Genomic DNA, 5,095 nt, shown 5'->3' on the forward strand with positions numbered 1-5,095 from the left:
GTCGCCGGTCGGCTCCACCGCCGACTGACCCTGGCGCGCGCCCGGTACACGGAGCGGCGGGGACACCACGACACGGGCATGCTCGTCACCGGCACGGCGTCGGAGGCCAGACGCCTCTCCCGGATGACGCTTCCCGGCGGCGGCGCCCCGGCCGGCACCGGCACCGACGTCCGCGCGCTGCACGGCAAGGAACGCGCCCATATCGTCACGCGCCGCGAGGAGGACCGTCAGCGGTGGATGTACCGGCTCTTCGGCTGGCTCGCGGCGATGGCGTTCTGCGCGGTGGTCGCGCGGCAGCAGTCCGGTGGCCGCCTCTGGCTGTGGGCGGTCGTCGCCGCCGCGTGCTTCGCCGTGGCCGTACGCGTGGGCAGCCGGATGTTCCTGTCCGGCGGGCGTGCGCTCAGCGTCTTCGTCACCTGCGCGGTGGCGGGCATGCTCCTCGCGCTCGCCCTGGGTCCCGGGACGAGCGGCGACGGGTGGACCCCGTGGCAGATGCTGATGCTCGCGGCGGTGCTGACCACCGTCGCCGGTGTGTGGCTGCTGGTGCGGCAGTGGACCTGGGGCGAGTGGCTGGCCTGGGCGGCGCCCATGGCGTTCACCGTGCTCGCGTCGTTCGTCGTGGCGTCGGGATCGGTGCTGCACGCGATCTACGCGACCGAACTGGACCTGTCCCCAGGAGACTTGGACGTCCCCGGTATCTGGCAGGCGCTGTCCGCGCTGAAGGTGCTGAGCTTCCTGAGTGTGGCGCTGGTCGTGCCCGCCCTCTGGGGCATAGCCAAGCACCTCCATGTCACCTATCTGCGGCCCGGCGAGCAGCTCAACGCCCCGCTGTACGTGCTCGCGCAGATCCTGGTCGTCACCCAGGTGCTCCTGCTCGCGCTGAGCTCCGCCGACACCGCCGTCAAGGAGGTGAGGGCGGCGGCCGGGGACCGTACCGCGCCACCGTCCTACTTCGGCGTCGAACCGGCCTGGACCTGCGTCGAACCGACCGTCCCCAGGGCCGAGTTGAACGTCCAGGACGGCGAACTCGACCCGGCCCGCCCCCTCCTGTCGTTCGGCGTCGCCGACGGAGAGGTGGCCCTGTGGCACGAGGACACCGAAGCGGCCTTCAAGGTCCCCGCCTCCCAGGTCCGTCTGCTCCCCGCCAAGGACGCCAAGGCGCCGTGCGCGTTCCCCGCCGAGAAATGGGAGGCGGGGGCGGACGTCGGGTGAGCCCTCAGGGCGTCGTACGCCGCCCCAGATACGTCACGTCGTCCGCGTCCGCCCCCGGCACGGCGATCTCGTGGAACCCCACCCGGTCGTAGAAGGCCCGCGCCCCGGTGTTCGCGGTCAGCATCGACAGATGCACGCCGCTCACCCCCTTGCCGCGCAGTGCGGCGAGAAGCGTGCGGATCAGCTCCCTGCCGTACCCACGCCCCTGCCACGCCGGCAACAGGTCGATGTGCAAGTGCGCTGGATGACCGGCGAGTTCGGGCAGCACCATCCGCTCGGGATCGTGCAGCAGGGCCGCCATGACATCACTCGGGCTACGCCCCTCAACGTCCCCGTCCGGCGCCGGATACCGCCCTTCCACGACGGGCAGCCAGTCCCGCCGGAAGGCCTTCACGAACCGCGGCGTGTCCTCGACCCCCAGGACGTACCCGACGGCCCGCCCCTCCCCGTCGTCAAGCACGAAGGCCAACTCCGGCTCCAACTCCAGATACGGCGCGGCGAAGACACTCGGCACCAGCTCGCTGTCCGGGTACAGATGCCGCGAGTCCCCGCCGGCGTCGGCGGTCCGCACACAGATGTCGAACACCGCGGCGCGGTCACCGGGACGGTAGGAGCGTATGAAGGCCATACGCCGATTCTGATCCACCTGAGAGCGCTCTCACAAGAGCCCCGCTGCCCGGCCGCGTTCCCCGGCGCGTCGACGCGCCGGGGGCCGGGGCCGTCGTGCAACCGAGGTTGTCAGCCCCGGAGTTGTTCGTATGCCGGGAGCGTCAGGAAGTCCTCGTAGCTCTCGTCCAGGGCCACCGTCAGCAGCAGGTCGTGGGCCTGCTGCCAGGCGCCGTTCGTGAACGCCTCGTCGCCGATCTCCGTGCGGATCGCGGTCAGTTCCTCCGCCGCGATGCCGCGCACCAGGTCGGCGGTGGCCGTCTCGCCGTTCTCGAAGACCACCCCCGCGTTGATCCACTGCCAGATCTGGGAGCGGGAGATCTCCGCCGTCGCCGCGTCCTCCATCAGGTTGAAGATGGCGACCGCGCCCAGGCCGCGCAGCCACGCCTCGATGTAGCGGATGCCGACCTGGACCGCGCCGACCAGGCCCTGGTAGGTGGGCTTCGCGTCGAGCGAGTCGATCGCGATCAGTTCCGGTGCCGTCACCGAGACGTCCTCGCGCAGGCGGTCCTTCTGGTTGGGCCGCTCGCCGAGGACCGCGTCGAAGGAGGCCATCGCGATCGGCACCAGGTCGGGATGGGCGACCCAGGAGCCGTCGAAGCCGTCCGCGGCCTCGCGGTCCTTGTCGTCCTTGACCTTGGCGAAGGCGACCTTGTTGACCTCGGGGTCGCGCCGGGAGGGGATGAAGGCCGCCATGCCGCCGATGGCGTGCGCGCCGCGCTTGTGGCAGGTGCGGACGAGGAGTTCGGTGTACGCGCGCATGAACGGGGCCGTCATCGTGACCGCGTTGCGGTCCGGCAGCACGAACTTGGGCCCGCCGTCACGGAAGTTCTTGACGATCGAGAAGAGATAGTCCCAGCGGCCGGCGTTCAATCCGGAGGCGTGGTCGCGGAGTTCGTACAGGATCTCGTCCATCTCGTACGCCGCGGTGATCGTCTCGATCAGTACGGTCGCCCGGACGGTGCCCTGCGGGATGCCCACGTACTCCTGCGCGAAGACGAACACCTCGTTCCACAGCCGCGCTTCGAGATACGACTCGGTCTTCGGCAGATAGAAGTACGGGCCCTTGCCCAGCTCGATGAGCCGCTGGGCGTTGTGGAAGAAGTACAGCCCGAAGTCGACGAGCGCGCCGGGGACCGCGCGGCCCTCGAACTGGAGGTGCCGCTCGTCCAGATGCCAGCCGCGCGGGCGCATGACGACCGTAGCGAGTTCACCGGCGGCCTTCAGCGCGTACGACTTGCCGGACACCGGGTCGGTGAAGTCGACCTTCCCCGCGTAGGCGTCCCGCAGGTTGAGCTGGCCGTTGATGACGTTCTCCCAGGTGGGAGCGGAGGCGTCCTCGAAGTCCGCGAGCCAGATCTTGGCGCCGGAATTGAGCGCGTTGATCGTCATCTTCCGGTCGGTCGGTCCGGTGATCTCCACCCGGCGGTCGTTCAGCGCGGCCGGGGACGGCGCGACGCGCCAGGAGTCGTCCTCGCGTACGGCGGCGGTCTCCGGCCGGAAGTCCAGCGTCGACGTACGCGCGATCTCCGCGCGCCGCTCGCCCCTGCGGGCCAGCAACTCGTCGCGCCGGGGCGTGAATCGGCGGTGCAGCTCGGCCACGAAGGCGAGGGCCGGTGGGCTGAGGACCTCGTCCTGCCGGGGCAGCGTCTCGGCATCGACGACGGCCAGCGGGGACGGCGCTGGTGCGGACATGAGCTGTCACTCCTTCGACGGGCGGCCCTCGGCGACCGCCGGATCGGCGTCCGGGGCACTGGGTGCCGGGACGCCGGACTGTGGTCGCGGGCGCCTTCCGGGGGGTCGGGCGCTTCTGACCTGTGGATAGTAGTTTCCTCATGGTGGAAGTTCAATGGTTTGTTGACGTCGAGATTCTCCGGGTCGACAGACCATGTCGCTCAGTGCCACCGTCCTCACTCAAGGTGCGACAGATCCTCCTCCGTGTCGATGTCGTACGGCTCCGCGACATCCCCGCACTCGACGAGAGCGATGTCCCGCGCGTGGGACCTCAGATAGCCGCGTGCCCCCTGATCGCCCGTCGCATCCGCCGCGATCCCGGCCCAGTGGTCCGCGCCGAACAGCACGGGATGGCCGCGCTCGCCTCCGTAGGAGGCCGCGGCGAGCGTGCCGGGGGAGCGGTACGCGGTACGTACCCGTGCCACCGCCGCCGGGCCGATCCCCGGCTGGTCCACCAGCATCACCAGCGCCGCGCCGTACGCCGGGCCCAGGGCCGCCCCGTACGCCGGGCCGGTTGTCAGCGAGGCCAGCCCGGCCCGTAGCGACGAGCCCATGCCGGACGCCCACCGCGGGTTGTCGACCAGTACGCAGCCCGGCAGTACGGCACGCGCCCGCACCTCGTCGGCGGCGGCGCCGAGCACCACGAACACCCGCTCGCAGCCGCCCCCGCGCAGCGCCCGCGCGGCGTGTTCCACCAGCGGGCGGCCCCGGTGGGACAGCAGCGCCTTCGGCCGCCCGCCGAGGCGCCGCCCGCCGCCGGCCGCGAGCAGCAGTCCGACGACGGGCGACTCTCCGTGATCGTTGTCATCCATGGGTTCTGCATACCTCACCCGCGCTCCCACGCCCCCTCGCACGCCCGTACGCGCCGTTTTGCGCCTCCCCGCCAGGTGCTGTCGGACGGTGCGTCAGATCGTTGCGCGGCCCCCACCTGGCGATACGTCGGTTCAACAAGTTGAATATTGTCCGTCCGGTGGCGCACGGCCGCTCCGGTGGCGTTTACTGTCCCGCGTCTCACGGCGCCGGGCGTGTGAAAAAGGGAGGCGCCGGAGGGGCGAGCACCATGCCGAAGGCACATGCACCATGGCGTGCGAGGGGGAAGAACTTTGTTGCGGAGCGTGGGGCATACGCGAGTGACAGAGCGGAGTGAGGATCCAGGACTGACCGGGCTGCGGTACGCCGTGGCCCGTCTCAGGCGGGAACTCGCCGCGTATCCCAGTGAGTTCAGAGACAGAGGGATCGCGGAGGAAGAACTGGCCGCGATGGCGGCGATGGTGGCGGGAGGCGATCCGGAGATTGGGCGGATGCGTCGTTCGCTGCTGCTGATCGTCGGCTCGATCGGCTCGGTGAGCGCCTTGGCGCCCACCCTGATGGATGTCAGGAAGGCGGTCGACCTCTTCGGAGAGTTAGGGCACTAGAGCGGCTGGCCGTTGACCCGGTCTTTCAGGTATCGGGTACCGGCCTTACGAGTGCCTGAGCGCCGTAC

General features: G+C 70.5%; 5 protein-coding genes. 2 read left to right on the forward strand and 3 right to left on the reverse strand.

The features are described 5' to 3' along the window. A partial coding sequence (locus BHU15_RS40040) for an NnrS multi-domain protein (protein ID WP_069626675.1) occupies positions 1-1,212 on the forward strand: 1,212 nt, incomplete at its 5' end. A 4-nt stretch (positions 1,213-1,216) separates the two neighbouring features. On the opposite strand, the gene BHU15_RS08820 is transcribed toward BHU15_RS40040, so the two are convergent. The 3 genes from BHU15_RS08820 to BHU15_RS08830 all read right to left on the reverse strand — a co-directional run bounded on the left by BHU15_RS08820 (position 1,217) and on the right by BHU15_RS08830 (position 4,424). Further along, a complete protein-coding gene (locus BHU15_RS08820; protein WP_069626676.1) occupies positions 1,217-1,840 on the reverse strand; it encodes a GNAT family N-acetyltransferase in 624 nt (207 codons plus the stop codon). A gap of 110 nt (positions 1,841-1,950) precedes the next feature. Beyond that, a complete protein-coding gene (gene aceB, locus BHU15_RS08825; protein WP_069626677.1) occupies positions 1,951-3,573 on the reverse strand; it encodes a malate synthase A in 1,623 nt (540 codons plus the stop codon). Between the two features lie 215 nt (positions 3,574-3,788). Further along, positions 3,789-4,424 (reverse strand): nucleotidyltransferase family protein, encoded by a 636-nt coding sequence (locus tag BHU15_RS08830; RefSeq protein ID WP_069626678.1) that lies wholly within the window; start codon positions 4,422-4,424, stop codon positions 3,789-3,791. A 366-nt stretch (positions 4,425-4,790) separates the two neighbouring features. Here BHU15_RS08830 and BHU15_RS08835 point away from each other — a divergent pair, with 366 nt between their 5' ends. Further along, complete coding sequence (locus BHU15_RS08835; protein WP_376264415.1) at positions 4,791-5,027, forward strand: DUF5955 family protein; 237 nt, start codon at positions 4,791-4,793, stop codon at positions 5,025-5,027. Positions 5,028-5,095 lie beyond the last annotated feature (68 nt).

The organism is Streptomyces niveus, assembly GCF_001723055.1.
In the GTDB taxonomy this organism is placed as follows: Bacteria; Actinomycetota; Actinomycetes; order Streptomycetales; family Streptomycetaceae; genus Streptomyces; species Streptomyces niveus.